Origin of the sequence: Pseudomonas putida, assembly GCF_050990305.1 — a bacterium.
Taxonomy (GTDB): domain Bacteria; phylum Pseudomonadota; class Gammaproteobacteria; order Pseudomonadales; family Pseudomonadaceae; genus Aquipseudomonas; species Aquipseudomonas putida_AH.
On sequence record NZ_CP158817.1, the window covers coordinates 5,544,847 to 5,559,812 of the forward strand.

Genomic DNA, 14,966 nt, shown 5'->3' on the forward strand with positions numbered 1-14,966 from the left:
CATGCAGGATGAGTTCAACGATCCGCTCTGGCGCACGGTGTTGTCTGGCGCGCAGATGCTGTTCGTGGCTTTTGGCGCCCTGGTGCTGATGCCACTGATCACGGGCCTGGACCCGAACGTGGCACTATTTACCGCAGGTCTTGGGACAATTTTGTTCCAGGTCGTCACCGGGCGTCAGGTGCCGGTGTTCCTGGCGTCGAGCTTTGCCTTCATCACCCCGATCATTCTCGCCAAGGGCCAGTTCGGTCTGGCGGCGACCATGGGCGGCGTGATGGCGGCCGGTTTCGTTTACACCTTCCTCGGCCTGGCCGTGAAGATCAAAGGCACCGGTTTCATCGACCGCCTGCTGCCGCCCGTGGTGATTGGCCCGGTGATCATTTCCATTGGCCTGGCCATGGCACCGATTGCCGCCAACATGGCGATGGGCAAGGCGGGTGACGGTTCCGAACTGATTCATTACCAGACGGCCATGATGATCTCGATGCCAGCCTTGCTGACCACCTTGATCGTCGCGGTATTCGGCAAAGGTATTTTCCGCCTGGTGCCGATCATCTCCGGCGTGTTCGTGGGTTTCGGCATGTCGTTTTACTTCGGTGTCGTCGATACCGCGAAAATTGCCGCTGCGCCGTGGTTCGCGGTGCCGCACTTCACCGCACCGGAGTTCAACTGGCAGGCGATCCTCTTTATCGTTCCCGTGGCCCTGGCGCCGGCCATCGAACACATCGGCGGCGTGATTGCCGTGGGCAGCGTGACCGGTCGCGACTACCTGAAGAAGCCAGGCCTGCACCGCACCCTGCTCGGTGATGGCATCGCCACCACCGCCGCCGGCCTGTTCGGCGGTCCGCCCAACACCACCTACGCCGAAGTGACTGGCGCGGTGATGCTGACCAAGAACTACAACCCGAAAATCATGACCTGGGCGGCGATCTTCGCCATCAGCCTGGCGTTCATCGGCAAATTCGGTGCGCTGCTGCAGAGCATTCCAGTGCCGGTAATGGGCGGGATTCTGTGCCTGTTGTTCGGCTCGATCGCGGCAGTAGGCATGAACACGCTGATTCGCCACAAGATCGACCTGGGCGAAGCACGTAATCTGGTGATCGTTTCGGTGACCCTGGTGTTCGGGATTGGTGGCGTACTCGTCGGCACCGGCACCGGCCCTGACGATTTCGGCCTCAAAGGCATCGCGCTGTGCGCGGTGGTGGCGATTGCGCTGAACCTGATTCTGCCGGGCAATGACAGCTGGAAGCACAAGAAAGCGGATGAGCCGCTGATCTAACAGACGACCGAGTACCCTGTGGCGAGGGGATTTATCCCCGCTGGACTGCGGAGCAGTCCCATTTTTTAGGGCCGCTTCGCGACCCAGCGGGGATAAATCCCCTCGCCACAATTGATACCTCTTACAGCGCCAACGGCGCCCTTTCGCACAATGTGCTCAACGCCCGCGCCCACTGCGGGTCATCATTGAGGCACGGCACCAACACCAACTCCTCGCCCCCCGCCTCGCGGAACTGTTCGCGCCCGCGATCACCGATTTCTTCCAGCGTCTCGATGCAATCGGCCACGAAGGCCGGGCACATGACCAGCACCTTCTTCACGCCGCTTTTGGCCAGCTCATCGAGGCGCGCTTCGGTGTAAGGTTCGATCCATTTGGCGCGGCCCAGACGCGACTGGAAAGACACCGACCACTTGCCGTCCGGCAGGCCCAAGCGCTTGGCAAACTCTTTTGCGGTTCGCAGGCACTGGCCGCGATAACAGGTGGCGACCACTTCTGGCGGCGCACCGGCGCAACAATCACCGCCGCCGTCAAAGCTGTGGCCCGGATTGAGTTTCTTCAGGTGCCGCTCCGGCAGACCATGGAAGCTCAACAACAAGTGATCGTAATCCTGTTGCAAGTGCGGGTTGGCAGTGGCCACCAGGGCATCGAGGTATTCCGGCTGATCGTAGAACGGCTGGAGCACCGACAGTTGCACATCAAGTCTGTTCTCACGCACGACCCGCTTGGCTTCCTCGATCACAGTGGTCGTCGTGCTGTCGGCGAATTGTGGGTAAAGCGGTGCCAGGGTGATGCGCTTGTGGCCTTGAGCCGTCAGGCGCAGCAAGGTCGATTCAATGGACGGTTCGCCGTAACGCATCGCTAACTCAACTGGCCCGTGGTGCCATTGGGCAGTCATGGCCTGTTGCAGGCGTCGACTGAGCACCACCAGTGGCGAGCCCTCCTCCCACCAGATCGAGGCATAGGCATGAGCCGACTGCTCTGGGCGCTTGATCAGAATCAGCGACACCAGCAGGCGCCGCACGGGCCATGGCAAGTCGATCACATACGGGTCCATCAGAAATTGATTGAGGTAGCTGCGCACATCTGCCACCGAGGTGGAGGCAGGTGAGCCCAGGTTGACCAGAAGCAATGCGTGATCGGTCATGCAACGTCCTATTTCAGAGGCGGCTGGACAGATCGTCCAGGGCCGCGCGCAAATCGGTAAACTTGAAAGTAAAACCCGCCTTGAGCAAGCGTGCCGGTGTCGCCCGCTGGCCTCCCAGCAGCAATAACGACAACTCGCCCAGGCCGACCTTCAGTACCAGGGCCGGCATCGGCATGAACGCCGGGCGGCGCAATACGCTGCCCAGGGTTTTGGCAAACTCGCGATTGCGCACCGGCTTCGGTGCGCAGGCATTATAGGGACCGCCGGCTTCATTGCGATGCAGAAGAAAATCAATCAGGGCGATTTGATCGTCGATGTGAATCCACGGCATCCACTGCCGGCCATTGCCAATCGGCCCGCCCAGCCCCAGTTTGAATGGCATTAACAGCCGCGACAAAAAGCCGCCCTCGGCGGACAGCACCAGCCCGGTGCGAATGAGAACTACGCGGATGCCCAAGGCCTCGGCGTGCTGGGCGGTTTCTTCCCAGGCGATGCACAACTGGCTGGCAAAATCATCGATTACCGGGGGTGAGTCTTCGGTCAATTCACGCTCGCCGCCATCGCCATACCAACCGACCGCAGAACCGGAAATCAATACCCCAGGTTTTTGCTCGCGACTTTCGAGCCAGGCCAGCAGTGTTTCAGTCAGAGTGATGCGACTGCTCCAGAGCAACGCTTTACGTTTGGTGGTCCAAGGACGGTCAGCGATGGGTGCGCCGGCGAGATTGATAATGGCATCAACAGGCTCCTGCCCCACCTCTTCGAGTCGAGCGATACCACGCACTTGAGTACCACAGACCTTGGCGACTTTTGATGGCGTTCTACTCCAGACCGTGAGTCGATGCCCCTGACTCAACCAGTGTCGGCAGAGCTGACGTCCTATCAAACCAGTACCGCCGGTCAGCAATATGTGCATGACTTCTTCCTCGCGTGGCGTTTTACCCTGATCACTAGTCTATTTTTATAAGCAAGGGATCTTTGATATCGGGCAGGCTCTGTGTTTAACAATAGGCCAAGCTGTCAGAACGAGAACGCTGAAAGTTATACCGAAAAACAATATTGTACAGGTTTAAACCCCGGCGTAGTCTGTACAGAAAGGTAAACGAGGCCCTTATGACTGTACCTATCGCAATCATCGGCACCGGCATTGCCGGGCTCTCAGCCGCACAAGCCCTGACAGACGCAGGGCATGTCGTGCAACTTTTTGACAAAAGTCGTGGCAGCGGCGGACGCATGTCGAGCAAACGTAGCGATGCGGGCGCCCTGGACTTGGGCGCGCAGTATTTCACTGCCCGTGACCGTCGCTTCGTGACCGAAGTCCAGCGTTGGCAAGCCAAGGGCTGGGTCGCCGAATGGGCACCGCAGCTGTACACCTACCAGGGTGGCCAGCTCAACCTGTCGCCGGACGAACAGACACGCTGGGTCGGCACGCCGCGCATGAGCGCCATCACCCGCGCCTTGATCGGCGATCTCGAAGTGCATTTCGCCTGCCGGATCACCGAAGTCTACCGGGGCGAAGAACACTGGCATCTGCAGGACTCCGAGGGTTTTACCCACGGCCCGTTCAGCCATGTCGTGATCGCCACGCCAGCCCCGCAGGCGACGGCATTACTGGCGTCTGCACCTAAACTCGCCGGTGCGGCCGCCGGTGTGAAAATGGACCCCACCTGGGCCGTCGCACTGGCCTTCGAAACGCCTTTGGACACCCCCATGGAAGGCTGCTTCGTGCAGGACAGCCCCCTCGACTGGCTGGCGCGCAACCGCAGCAAACCCGGCCGCGACAATACCCTCGATACTTGGGTCCTGCACGCCAACAGCGCCTGGAGCCGACAGCACATTGACCTGTCAAAAGAGGCTGTGATCGAACAGTTGCACGGCGCTTTCGCCGAATTGCTGCACGACTCGATGCCCGCGCCGACCTTCAGCCTCGCCCACCGCTGGCTCTATGCTCGCCCCAGCGCCACCCACGAGTGGGGCACGTTGGCCGATGCCGATCTGGGTCTGTATGCCTGCGGCGACTGGTGCCTGTCCGGACGAGTCGAAGGGGCCTGGCTTAGTGGTCAGGAGGCCGCCCGCCGTCTGCACGCGCATTTGCAGTGAGATCGTGGCGCCTTCGTAGGAGCTGCCGAAGGCTGCGATCTTTTGATCTTGCTCTTTGCAGACGCCCCAGAATCAGATCAAACGTTCGCAACCTGCGGCAGCTTCTACAAAAACCTATACAAAAAATTTGACTTGCACACCTTTGAATCTATGATGAACCTAAACTGTACAGATAAAAATATCTGTACAGGTTTTGATTCCGAGGTGCTGCCATGCCCCTGTCCGCCCCCAAGCCCAAAATTGCCATCAGCGCCTGCCTGACAGGAGCCGAAGTGCGCTACAACGGTGGGCACAAGGCGTCACGGCTATGCAGCCAAACCCTCACCGATTACTTCGATTTCGTGCCGGTCTGCCCGGAAGTGGCCATTGGCTTGGGTATTCCTCGCGAACCGATCCGCCTGGTGGGTAATCCCGATCAGCTCGAGGCCGTCGGCACGGTTGATCGCGAGCTCAATGTCACCCGGCCACTGGCCGACTTCGGCCAACAGATGGCGGTGAGCCTGGACGACATCTGCGGCTACATTTTCATGCAGAAATCCCCGTCCTGCGGCCTGGAGCGGGTCAAGGTCTACCACGCCAACGGATCACTGCAGGGCAGTGGTGGTCGCGGTATCTATGCCCAAGCGTTCTGCGCATTGCATCCGGATTTACCGGTCGAAGAGGACGGCCGGCTCAACGACCCGGTGCTACGAGAAAACTTCCTCACCCGCGTATTCGCCTACAGTGCCTGGCAACAACTGCGCAAAGAAGGGTTGAGCCGCCGCGGCCTCACGAACTTTCATGCGCGCTACAAGTACCTGTTGATGGCCCATAACCCGGTGCAATACAAAAAACTGGGGGCGCTGCTGGGCAACATGGGGCGCAGCGCCCCACATGAACTGGGCCCGTACTATTTCAGTGAGCTGATGACCGCCCTGAAAAAATGCGCCACGCGCCGCACCCATACCAATGTCTTGCAGCACCTCAGCGGCTATCTAAAACAAGCGATCAGTGCCGAGGACAAGCAAGAGGTGCAGCAGGTCATCGGCCAATATCGCCACGGTATCGTGCCACTGGTGGTGCCGCTGACACTGCTCAAGCATCACTTTCGCCACCATCCGGACCCTTACATCGCGCAGCAGGTTTACCTGCAACCGCATCCGGAAAACCTCAGCCTGCGAAACACCATTTAATGAAACCTCTACTCGACAAGAGTGCCAGCGATGGCCATGGCGCGGCGTTCAACAAAGCGCTCGACGAAGGCTGGCTGCCGATTCGCGAAGTGGCCCGGCAGACCGGCGTCAACGCCATCACCTTGCGCGCCTGGGAACGGCGGTATGGATTGATCGTGCCGCAACGCACTCCCAAGGGGCATCGACTGTTTTCGGCCGAGCATGTGCAACGTATTCTGGCGATCCTCACATGGCTCAATCGCGGCGTCGCCGTCAGCCAGGTCAAGCAACTGCTCGACACCCCACAAACTTTCACCGAATCCGCACAAAACGATTGGCAACGGCTGCGCCAGACACTGCTCCAGGCGGTCTCGCGACTGACCGAACGCACGCTGGACGACACCGTCAATCAGGCCATGGCACTGTACCCGCCACGCACTTTGTGCGAACACCTGTTGATGCCATTGCTGGCTGAACTGGAACAGCGCTGGCAGGGCCAGTTCGGCGCACAGATGGAACGCGTGTTTTTTTATTCCTGGCTACGCAGCAAATTCGGCGCGCGCATCTACCATAACAACCGCCAGCTAAACACCACGCCACTGCTGTTGATCAACCACTCGGACTTGCCACTGGAACCTCATCTGTGGCTCACCGCGTGGCTGATCAGCAGCGCCGATTGCCCGGTGGAGGTGTTCGACTGGCCGTTGCCCACCGGTGAACTGGCGCTGGCGGTTGAACATCTGCAACCCCGAGGCGTACTGCTGTATTCCAGCAAAGCCATAAACCTTTCGCAGCTGACGAAACTTTTGAATGGCGTCAGCTGCCCAAAAATGATCGCCGGACCAACGGTGTGCATTCACTCCACCGAGTTGTCCGAGAAAACTGCCGTGGTTGCTGATTTGTACCTGGCCGCAGATCCGTTGTTGGCACACCAGGCACTCGTTCAGCGTGGGCTCATCTAATGGTTAACAACATGCAATTGATCTGGCTGCGCAGCGATTTGCGCGTAAACGACAACACTGCCCTTTCGGCCGCCGCTGCGGCTGGCACGTGCGTGGCGGTGTACCTGCTGAGCCCGGAGCAATGGCTGGCGCACGACGATGCGCCGTGCAAAGTGGACTTCTGGCTACGCAACCTTGATCAATTGAGCCAGGCGTTGGGCGAGCTGAACATTCCCCTGCTGATTCGCGAGGCTCCGCGCTGGGAAGAAGCGCCCAGGGTATTGCTCGAACTGTGCCGGCAATTGGCGATCGATGCCGTGCATTTCAACGAGGAATACGGTGTTCATGAAACCCGCCGCGACGCCACGGTGATGAGGTCACTGCAAGCCGAAGGCATTGCCGTTCACAGTTATCTCGATCAGTTGCTGTTCAAACCCGGTACCCTGCTGACCAAAAGCGGTACGTACTTCCAGGTGTTCAGCCAGTTCCGCAAAGTCTGTTACGAACGCCTGTACCGGTCGTTACCCCGCCTGGTCAGCGCCCCCATGGTGCAAGCACCGCTGAACATTTCCAGCGACAAGATCCCGTCCCAAATCAACGGGTTCACGCCACCGACCGACCGCTTGCGTGCATTGTGGCCGGCGGGTGAAGGCGAAGCACGAAGCCGCCTCGATACCTTCACTGACGACCGGATCGATGACTACAAGAACGAACGGGACTTCCCGGCGAAGCCCGGCACCAGTCAATTGTCCCCCTACCTGGCTGCCGGAGTGATCTCCCCACGCCAGTGTTTGCATGCGGCACTGCAAAGCAATCAGGGCGAATTCGAAAGCGGCAAGGTTGGCGCGGTCACCTGGATCAACGAACTGCTGTGGCGTGAATTCTACAAACACATTCTGGTGGGCTACCCAAGGGTTTCCCGGCATCGCGCGTTCCGCCCGGAAACCGAGGCCCTGGCCTGGCGCGATGCACCGGCAGAACTGGCTGCCTGGCAACAAGCCCGTACCGGCGTGCCCATCATCGACGCGGCCATGCGCCAATTGCTGGAAACCGGCTGGATGCACAATCGCCTGCGCATGGTTGTTGCCATGTTCCTGACCAAAAATCTGTTGATCGACTGGCGCGAAGGCGAACGCTTTTTCATGCAGCATTTGATCGATGGCGACTTGGCAGCCAACAACGGCGGCTGGCAATGGAGTTCATCCACCGGGACCGACTCAGCGCCCTACTTCCGGATTTTCAATCCATTGAGCCAGTCGGAGAAGTTCGACGCCGAGGGCCTGTTTATCAAGCACTGGTTACCGGAACTGGTAGGACTGAACAAAAAAGAGGTGCACAACCCGGCGAATCTCGGCGGTTTGTTCAGGGTGGCGGATTATCCGTCCCCGATTGTCGACCTGCACGCATCCCGGACACGGGCGCTCGCCGCGTTCAGGAACTTGCCGTCCAGGCAACACGCCGGAGGCGACCATGCATAGTTGCTTGCGGTATACGCACCAACAATCAGAACCATTGATCCAGCGCAATGAATGTTATTGCCGGTGGGTTAACTTTAATGTCGGGTTACTGCAGGGTGAACGTTTAGCGGTATTGGAGCGAATGATTGCTAGCCAGAAAAGGAGAATAGGATGAGCCTCGCGCGTCCACGACGATTTTGGCTGACCGGTGCCGGCAACGGCATTGGCGCGGCCCTGGCGGAAGAAATATTGAAAACCGGCGCTCACCTTGCCGCGAGCTCACGCTCGGCGGCGCCGTTGAAAGTCTTGTCCCAACGCTATCCAGGCCAGGTCCTGGTGGCCTGTGGCGACCTGACCAACAGTCAGGCCGTGCGAGAAATCGCAGAACAGATCACCGAACTCTGGGGCTCACTGGACACGTTGATTCTCAACGCTGGAACCTGCGAGTACGTAGACGCCAAGCAGTTTGATGCCTCGATCATCGAGCACGTATTGCGCACCAATCTGCTCGCCAGCAGCTACTGCATCGAAGCCGCCCTGCCGCTGTTACAGGGAGGCATCGCGCCACATCTGGTGGGCTTGGCCAGTGCAGTGACCTTCCTGCCGCTGCCCCGGACTGAGACCCAGGGTGCTGCGAAAGTCGGGATGCGACATCTGTTTGAATCCCGGCGCATTGCGCTGGCACCAGAAGGCATCGAAGTCACGGTTGTCGGCCCGGATTTTGTTGACCCTGCGCTGGCGAAGAAGAGTGACTTGCCAGCGCCACTCAGTTGGCCGGCGGATAAAGCCGCGCAACACATTTTCGACAAGCTCAAGGATCGTCCGCTGGAAATTGCGTTTCCAGGATTGTTCATGGCCGAGCTCTGGCCTCTCTCGAAAATGCCTGACCCTGTGAAGCTGCACAGCAGCCCGCCGATCAAGGACTAGTCATGAGCATGGCCATAACTGCTGGCGGATAACACTGGGCGCCCGTCAGCGCTTTCACACACCACCCAGTGACTGCCTTACACTGCGCGCCATGAAAACCATCCCCCACACACAAATCACCGAGACCGCCGTCACCTGCTCGACCTGTGCAGCCTGCTGCTGCCAGCTCGAAGTCATGCTGATCACCGACACAGGCGTGCCCGAGCAGTACATCGATACCGATGACTGGGGTGGGGAAGTCATGTTGCGCCTGGATGACGGCTGGTGCGCAGCTCTGGATCGCGACACGATGATGTGCACCATTTACGAAAAACGCCCGCTGATCTGCCGGGAGTTCGAGATGGGCGCACCGGAATGCATTGATGAACGCCAGGGAATCTCCACGGCGTATCGATAAGGTGGCGTTCACTGATGACTCATGTGGGAGCGAGCCTGCTCGCGAAGGCGGAGTTTCAGACAACACAAGTGTTGAATGTTATACCGCTTTCGCGAGCAGGCTCGCTCCCACATTAAAAACGTTGCCTGATTACAACGGCATCGTGTAGTGCAGGGCGTAACTTTCTATACCATCGTTGGGATTAGTGATTCCGGCGTTGGAATAGTGCGTCGCACGAATCCCGACTTCATGTCCGCCGGCAAAGCGCAGACCGAAGCCGAAACGGTCTTCGAATTGAAACGAGCTACCCAAGTTGTTGCTTTCAACTTCGGTATCGGCAAACAACGCCACCCCAACCCCCAGCTCAACGTACGGTTTGACGTTCTGGCCGGCAAACTCGTAAACAAACACGGGTGAGAAAGAGAGGCTGTGATTGCTGGCGGTTTCGTCGCCGTCCCAATAGGTGTAGGCGCCACTCCAGTAACCGGTCAATCGACCCACGTCACTCTGCCACCAGCTCTTGTCCCAATCCCATTGCATGCCCAAGCGATAAGTCATGGTCGACTCGCCGGTCTCGCCGACCGAGAACTCCACGCCTGCAGCTTGCGCAGTCAAACTGCTCCCCATCAATGCGGCCGCAATCGCAGCCAAGCAAATCAGTCGCTTCATAGAAACATCCTTTTCGCACGATTTCGTTTAGTTTTTTTATCGCTTGACGCACACCGCTATAGAAGTCGACGTTTTATAAGAAGTTCACCCCAATCTTGCTTTACCCCGGACTTGCTTACCTTTGGAAGCTTCTCACAATGCCAGCGGTATTCCACAGTATCGGCAATATATTTGTGAAATGAACCGGATCGGCGCTGGTCCAGAACTGTGCGGCCTCCTGACGGGTGCCACACGCGAGCAAGTCGCGCTCGGCCAGCAAGCGTTGAAGCTGCCGCGCGACCGCCGCGCCGGTATCGATCAGGCTGATGTCGTCAGGGATCATCTGCTTGAGCAATGGTTTGAGAAAGGGGTAGTGAGTGCAACCGAGAATGATGGTGTCCGCACCCGCGCCCAGTAGCGGTCGAACATAATCTTCAAGCAACTGGCGCAGGGCTGGACTGTGCAGATCGCCCTTCTCGATCAGTTCCACCAAGCCGGGACACGGTTGCGTGATCACCCGGACATCGGTCGCAAACCGATCGAGCAGCGCCGCGAATTTGGCACTCTGCAGCGTGCCCGTCGTGGCCAGCACGCCGACCACGCCGCTGCGGGTGGCGGCGGCGGCGGGCTTGACCGCAGGTTCCATACCGACAATGGGCCACTCGGGGTAATCGCGTCGCAGGTCAGCCACGCCCGCGACCGTTGCCGTGTTACAGGCCAACACCAGCGCCTTGGCGCCCTGCTGTTGAAAAAAATCGGCCATGACGCTGCAACGCTGCCGGATAAATTCCGGGGTTTTCTCGCCGTAAGGAATATTCCCGCAATCGGCGACGTACAAAAGGGATTCGTTGGGTAACAAACGCTGGATCTCGGCCAGTACCGAAAGCCCGCCGACACCGGAGTCGAACACGCCGATCGGCGCGTCACGCATGCCTGGCCCCACAGACGCTGCAGCCCGGATCACGCTTGACCCGCAACTCACGGAAGCGCGAGCCCAATGCATCGATCAGCAACAGGCGCCCTACCAGCGGTTCGCCAAATCCTGCCAGCAACTTCAGCGCTTCAAGGGCTTGCAGGCTGCCGACCAGCCCCACCAGCGGGCCGACCACGCCCGCTTCGCTGCAGGTCAATTCGGCTTCGCTGCCATGCCCGTATAAACAGTGGTAGCAAGGACTCTCGGCACGGCGCGGGTCGAACACCGACAATTGCCCTTCCAGACGAATCGCCGCACCGCTGACCAGCGGTTTGCCGGCAACCACACAGGCGGCATTGACTGCTTCACGGGTAGAAAAATTGTCGGAACAATCGAGCACCAGATCCACCCCGGCCACGACAGCCGCCAGCGAGTCTTCATCCAGTGCCGCGCGATGGGCAACCAGTCGAACCTCGGGATTGATGGCCGTCAGGCGCTTGATCGCCGAATCGACCTTGCTCAGGCCGACGCTGTCGGTGTCGTGAATGATCTGGCGCTGCAGGTTGGTCAGATCGACCGTGTCAAAGTCCGCCAGATGCAACTCACCGATACCCGCGGCGGCGAGGTAAAGGGCGACCGGTGCACCGAGACCGCCAAGGCCGACGATCAGAACGCGGCTGTCCTTGAGTCGCAACTGACCATCGATATCGATGTGCGCCAGCAAAATCTGCCGGCTGTAACGCAGCAATTCCTGATCATTCAGCACGGCAAGCGCCCCAGACTAATGCGTTGATGACCGCCTAGATCGGTACGGCTGTGGACTTCTTCGAAGCCACGGCTCAGCAACAGATCACGCACGGCCTCGGCTTGATCGTAACCGTGTTCGAGCATCACCCAACCGCCAGTCTCCAGGTGATCCGGTGCCTGGGAGACGATCTGACGCAGATCGTCGAGCCCGTCGACACCCGCGACCAGCGCACTGGCCGGCTCGAAGCGCACATCGCCTTCCACCAAGTGCGGATCGGCTGCAGCAATGTAAGGCGGATTGCTGATGATCAATTGAAAACGCTGGCCTTGCAGTGCGCTGAACCAGTGACTGCTGAGCACCGTGGCGTTGTTCAAATTCAGGCGCTGGCGATTGCGTTCGGCCAGGGCCACGGCTTCCAGTACACGGTCCACGGCCGTGACCTTCCAGGCCGGACGCTCGCTGGCCAGGGCCAGTGCAATGGCCCCGCTGCCAGTGCCCAGGTCCAGTACCTTGGCAGCTGTGGCGGGCAACAATTCAAGTGCGGCTTCCACCAACAACTCGGTGTCCGGGCGCGGGATCAGCGTGTGCGGCGCCACTTCCAGATCAAGCTTCCAGAAACCTTGCTGGCCGAGAATGTAGGCCACCGGCTCACCACCGCGGCGACGCCGCAGGTACTCGGCGAAGGTCAGTGCCGCTTCGCTTGGGACAATGCGCTCCGGCCAGGTGTGCAAAAAGCTGCGGGACTTGCCCAACGCCGCCGCCAGCAACAGCTCGGCATCCAGACGCGCCGTAGGCGAGTCGGGCAAATCGGCGGCGCGCAACAAACTGGCAATGATCGTCATTTACTCACCTATCGCTGCCAGTTGATCGGCCTGGTACTCGGCCAGCAGCGGCTCGATCACCGCTTCGACGCCCCCGGCGAGAATTTCGTCGAGGGAATACAGCGTCAGGTTGACCCGGTGATCGGTGACTCGACCCTGGGCAAAGTTGTAAGTGCGGATACGTTCGGAACGGTCACCGGAACCCACCAGCAATTTGCGCTCGCTGGCAATGGCATTGGCGGCAGCGCTGGTCTGCTGGTCATTGAGCTTGGCCGACAGCCAGGCCATCGCCCGGGCACGGTTCTTGTGCTGCGAACGTTCTTCCTGGCACTCGACGACGATGCCCGACGGCAAGTGAGTGATGCGGATGGCCGAGTCGGTCTTGTTGACGTGCTGACCGCCAGCACCGGAGGAGCGATAGGTGTCGATGCGCAGGTCCGACGGGTTGATCTCGATCGCTTCCTGCTCGTCCGGCTCGGGCAATACCGCCACGGTGCAGGCTGAAGTATGGATGCGCCCTTGGGATTCGGTCGCTGGAACCCGTTGCACGCGGTGGGCGCCGGATTCGAATTTGAGCTTGCCGTAGACATTTTCGCCTTCGACCCGGGCAATGACCTCTTTATAGCCGCCATGCTCACCCTCGTTTTCCGAGAGGATTTCCACGCGCCAGCCACGACGCTCGGCGTAGCGCGAATACATGCGGAACAGGTCGCCGGAAAAGATCGCTGCCTCGTCACCACCGGTGCCGGCGCGAATTTCGAGGAACACGTTGCGTCCGTCGTTCGGGTCTTTGGGCAACAGCATGCGTTGCAGGCTGGCTTCCAGTTCGACCAGTTGTTCCTTGGCTTCGCGGACTTCTTCCACGGCCATCTCGCGCATGTCCGGGTCGCTGTCCTTGAGCAGGGCCTGGGCGCCCTCGAGGTCGCCCTGTACTTTGACCAACTGTTTATAGGTTTCGACAATCGGCTCGACTTCCGCGTATTCCTTGGAGTAGGTGCGGAATTTGGCCTGATCGGAAATGACCTCACCGTCGCCCAGCAAGGCGGTCAATTCTTCGAAACGATCCTGGAGGACATCCAGCTTATTGAGCAGTGACGCTTTCATTGCGATTTCTTTTCCGAAAAGCTTTCCGATGAGCCCTCATTAAGGGCAAAGAGTTCCTGGGCCATCGCCAGCGCATCGAGGCGCCCTTCGGCAGAGAGCTTTTTCAACTGCACGCTCGGGGCGTGCAACAGTTTGTTGGTCAGGCCTCGGGCCAGTTGCACCAGCACCTCTTCGGCGCTGCCGCCATTGGCCAGCAGGCGCTGGGCCTTTTGCAGTTCTTCGTCGCGCAGGCGCTCGCTCTGTTGACGATACGCCTTGAGCACGTCCACCGCCGCCAGTTCGCGCAGGCGGACCATGAAATCCTCGGCGCCGACCGAGACCATCTCTTCGGCGGCCTGCGCGGCGCCCTGACGGCTCTTGAGGTTCTCGGCGACCACTTCGTGGAGATCGTCGACGCTATACAGATAAACGTCGTCCAACTCGCCGACTTCCGGTTCGATATCTCGCGGAACGGCGATATCCACCATGAAAATCGGTTTGTGCTTACGCAACTTCAGAGCACTTTCCACGGCGCCCTTGCCGAGGATCGGCAATTGGCTGGCCGTGGAACTGATGACGATATCGCTGCGCACCAGTTCGGCCGGAATCTCCGACAGCAGCACCGCGTGGGCGCCGAATTGCTCCGCCAGAGTGCTCGCCCGCTCCAATGTGCGGTTTGCTACCACGATACGCTTGACCCCCAGGTCATGCAGATGGCGGGCGACCAGAGTAATGGTCTCGCCAGCACCGATCAGCAAGGCCTGGCTGCGTTGCAGGTCGCTGAAAATCTGTTTCGCCAGGCTAACCGCGGCAAACGCCACGGACACCGGGTTTTCACCGATGGCGGTGTCGGTGCGCACTTGCTTGGCCGCGTTGAACGTGGCCTGGAACAATCGCCCGAGCAACGGACCGATGGTCCCGGCTTCACGGGCCACGGCGTAGGCCGACTTCATCTGGCCGAGAATCTGAGGTTCGCCCAACACCAGCGAATCGAGACCGGAAGCCACCCGCATCATGTGACGAACTGCCGCATCATCTTCGTGCACATAAGCACTTGCACGCAGCTCTTCGAAGCTCAATTGATGATATTCGGCCAGCCAGCGCAGCACGATATCGGCCGACAGGTGATCCTGTTCTATATAAAGTTCACTGCGATTGCAGGTGGAGAGGATCGCAGCTTCGCGGCTGTCGGTGAGTCGGCAGAGCTGCTGCAAGGCCTCAACCAGCTGCTCAGGGGTAAAGGCCACGCGCTCGCGGACGTCTACTGAAGCAGTCTTGTGGTTAATACCGAGTGCAAGGAAGGCCATTCAAAGTCGCTGATGGTGACGTGAAGCCGGCAATTGTCCTACTTCGTCAGATTCAGAACAACTATTGGATATCT

At 59.5% G+C, this 14,966-nt stretch carries 15 protein-coding genes; 7 read left to right on the forward strand and 8 right to left on the reverse strand.

Annotation, left to right across the window (positions count from 1 at the left end):
- Position 1: 1 nt before the first annotated feature.
- Positions 2-1,276 (forward strand): uracil-xanthine permease family protein, encoded by a 1,275-nt coding sequence (locus ABTV22_RS25145; RefSeq protein ID WP_433737097.1) that lies wholly within the window; start codon positions 2-4, stop codon positions 1,274-1,276.
- A 121-nt stretch (positions 1,277-1,397) separates the two neighbouring features.
- Here ABTV22_RS25145 and hemH read toward each other — a convergent pair whose 3' ends face one another.
- Positions 1,398-2,420 carry a ferrochelatase gene (gene hemH / locus ABTV22_RS25150; RefSeq protein WP_433737098.1) on the reverse strand — a complete coding sequence of 341 codons (1,023 nt, stop codon included), beginning with the start codon at positions 2,418-2,420 and terminating at the stop codon, positions 1,398-1,400.
- A 13-nt stretch (positions 2,421-2,433) separates the two neighbouring features.
- Positions 2,434-3,336: a TIGR01777 family oxidoreductase gene (locus tag ABTV22_RS25155; protein ID WP_433737099.1), complete on the reverse strand. Its 903-nt coding sequence runs from the start codon at positions 3,334-3,336 to the stop codon at positions 2,434-2,436.
- A gap of 197 nt (positions 3,337-3,533) precedes the next feature.
- Between ABTV22_RS25155 and ABTV22_RS25160 the strand changes: the two genes are divergently transcribed.
- From ABTV22_RS25160 to ABTV22_RS25185, 6 genes are all read left to right on the forward strand, one after another.
- The gene (locus ABTV22_RS25160; protein WP_433737100.1) at positions 3,534-4,520 is read left to right on the forward strand and encodes an NAD(P)/FAD-dependent oxidoreductase; all 987 of its coding nucleotides are present in this window, start codon (positions 3,534-3,536) and stop codon (positions 4,518-4,520) included.
- Positions 4,521-4,732: 212 nt separating this feature from the next.
- Positions 4,733-5,692, forward strand: a complete 960-nt coding sequence (locus tag ABTV22_RS25165) for a YbgA family protein (protein ID WP_433737101.1) — start codon at positions 4,733-4,735, stop codon at positions 5,690-5,692.
- Positions 5,692-6,633, forward strand: coding sequence for a MerR family transcriptional regulator (locus ABTV22_RS25170; RefSeq protein ID WP_433737102.1), 942 nt, complete (start codon positions 5,692-5,694; stop codon positions 6,631-6,633). Before ABTV22_RS25165 ends, ABTV22_RS25170 begins: the two co-directional genes overlap by 1 nt.
- Before the next feature lie 11 nt (positions 6,634-6,644).
- Positions 6,645-8,090, forward strand: coding sequence for a deoxyribodipyrimidine photo-lyase (gene phrB, locus ABTV22_RS25175; RefSeq protein ID WP_433737103.1), 1,446 nt, complete (start codon positions 6,645-6,647; stop codon positions 8,088-8,090).
- A 150-nt stretch (positions 8,091-8,240) separates the two neighbouring features.
- A complete protein-coding gene (locus tag ABTV22_RS25180; protein WP_433737104.1) occupies positions 8,241-8,996 on the forward strand; it encodes an SDR family NAD(P)-dependent oxidoreductase in 756 nt (251 codons plus the stop codon).
- A 91-nt stretch (positions 8,997-9,087) separates the two neighbouring features.
- A complete protein-coding gene (locus ABTV22_RS25185; protein WP_433737105.1) occupies positions 9,088-9,393 on the forward strand; it encodes a YkgJ family cysteine cluster protein in 306 nt (101 codons plus the stop codon).
- Between the two features lie 129 nt (positions 9,394-9,522).
- Here ABTV22_RS25185 and ABTV22_RS25190 read toward each other — a convergent pair whose 3' ends face one another.
- The 6 genes from ABTV22_RS25190 to hemA form a co-directional block, all read right to left on the reverse strand.
- The gene (locus ABTV22_RS25190) at positions 9,523-10,041 is read right to left on the reverse strand and encodes an acyloxyacyl hydrolase (protein ID WP_433737106.1); all 519 of its coding nucleotides are present in this window, start codon (positions 10,039-10,041) and stop codon (positions 9,523-9,525) included.
- A gap of 115 nt (positions 10,042-10,156) precedes the next feature.
- Positions 10,157-10,951, reverse strand: a complete 795-nt coding sequence (gene murI, locus ABTV22_RS25195) for a glutamate racemase (protein WP_433737107.1) — start codon at positions 10,949-10,951, stop codon at positions 10,157-10,159.
- Positions 10,944-11,699: a molybdopterin-synthase adenylyltransferase MoeB gene (locus ABTV22_RS25200; RefSeq protein WP_433737108.1), complete on the reverse strand. Its 756-nt coding sequence runs from the start codon at positions 11,697-11,699 to the stop codon at positions 10,944-10,946. Before ABTV22_RS25200 ends, murI begins: the two co-directional genes overlap by 8 nt.
- Positions 11,693-12,523 (reverse strand): peptide chain release factor N(5)-glutamine methyltransferase, encoded by an 831-nt coding sequence (prmC, locus tag ABTV22_RS25205; protein ID WP_433737109.1) that lies wholly within the window; start codon positions 12,521-12,523, stop codon positions 11,693-11,695. The genes ABTV22_RS25200 and prmC overlap by 7 nt, the downstream gene beginning before the upstream one ends.
- Entirely contained in the window at positions 12,524-13,606 is a 1,083-nt protein-coding gene (gene prfA / locus ABTV22_RS25210) for a peptide chain release factor 1 (protein ID WP_433737110.1), read from the reverse strand.
- Positions 13,603-14,892 carry a glutamyl-tRNA reductase gene (gene hemA / locus ABTV22_RS25215; RefSeq protein WP_433737111.1) on the reverse strand — a complete coding sequence of 430 codons (1,290 nt, stop codon included), beginning with the start codon at positions 14,890-14,892 and terminating at the stop codon, positions 13,603-13,605. Before hemA ends, prfA begins: the two co-directional genes overlap by 4 nt.
- Between the last annotated feature and the right edge of the window lie 74 nt (positions 14,893-14,966).